General features: G+C 73.8%; 1 protein-coding gene. It reads left to right on the forward strand.

The genetic code is table 11. The features are described from left to right. Positions 1-175: 175 nt before the first annotated feature. A partial coding sequence (locus NYZ98_RS41285; RefSeq protein WP_262851018.1) for an amino acid adenylation domain-containing protein occupies positions 176-1,357 on the forward strand: 1,182 nt, incomplete at its 3' end.

Below are 1,357 nucleotides of genomic sequence, written 5' to 3' on the forward strand. Positions count from 1 at the left end.
CACCACCACTCCAGACGCCGGCCTTGTCCCCTCCGCCGCGTCGGATGGCGGCCTCGTCTCCTCCGGTAACGGGTTCGTCCCCTCCACCGCGTCGGATGGCAGCCCTGTCTCCTCCGGTACGCCAGACGGGTTCGTTCCCGCGACCGCGTCGGATGGCGGCCTCGTCTCCTCCGATATGCCAGACGGGTTCGTTCCCGCGACCGCGTCGGATGGCGGCCTCGTCTCCTCCGTAACACCGGACGGGTTCGTCCCCCTCGCCACGGGTGGCCCGCGCGATCCCGCGCCGCCGGTCGACATCGCGGCCCTTCCTGGGGCGCGGGCGTTGCCCTTGGCCGGTGCTTATGTGATTTACACCTCCGGGTCGACCGGGCGGCCCAAGGGTGTGGTCGGTACTCATGGAGGGTTGAGCAACCTGTTCGCCCACCACCACCGGGACCTGATCGAGCCCGCCCGGCGCGCCGCCGGGCGGGACAGGCTGCGGGCGCTGCACGCCGCGTCGTTCAGTTTCGACGGGTCCTGGGACCCGATGCTGTGGCTGCTGGCCGGGCACGAGCTCCACGTCGTGGACGAGGCCACCATGACCGACCCGGCCGCCCTGCTGGTGTACCTGGCGGCAGAGGGCATCGACTACCTCGACGTCACCCCCACCTACCTGGAGGAACTCGTCCACCACGGTTTCCTGGACGGTGAGGGCCACCGTCCAGGGGCGATCACGGTGGGCGGCGAGGCCGCCCCGGCCCCGCTGTGGGACCGGCTGAGCTCGCTGCCCGGTACGATGGCGCACGACCTGTACGGGCCCACCGAGTGCACCGTCGACGCCTACGGCTGGCACGGTGGCACGCCGGAGCGGCCCGAGCCGTGGGCGGCGCCGGTGGCCAACATCCGCGCCTACGTGCTGGACGCCCAGCTGCTCCCGGTCCCGGTGGGGGTGTCCGGCGAGCTGTACCTGGCCGGTGCGGGCCTGGCCCGGGGATACCTGGGCCGTCCCGGGCCGACCGCCGAGCGGTTCACCGCCGACCCCTTCGGTCCGCCCGGCGGCCGCATGTACCGGACCGGCGACCTGGCACGGCGCCGGGCCGACGGCACCCTCGTCTTCCTCGGACGGGCCGATGACCAGGTGAAGCTGCGCGGCTTCCGCATCGAACTCGGCGAGATCGAGGCGGTGCTCCGCGCCCACCCCGGGGTGTCGCAGGCCGCCGTGGTGGTCCGCGAGGACACCCCTGGCGCCCGGCGCCTGGTCGCTTACACGGTCACCGCACCCACCCCCGCGACCGCACCCACCCTCGCGACCGCACCCACCCTCGCGACACCCACCCCCGCGACACCCACCCCCGCGACACCCACCCCCGCGACCCCG

It is taken from the genome of Sphaerisporangium corydalis (genome assembly GCF_025506355.1).
Classification (GTDB): Bacteria; Actinomycetota; Actinomycetes; order Streptosporangiales; family Streptosporangiaceae; genus Sphaerisporangium; species Sphaerisporangium corydalis.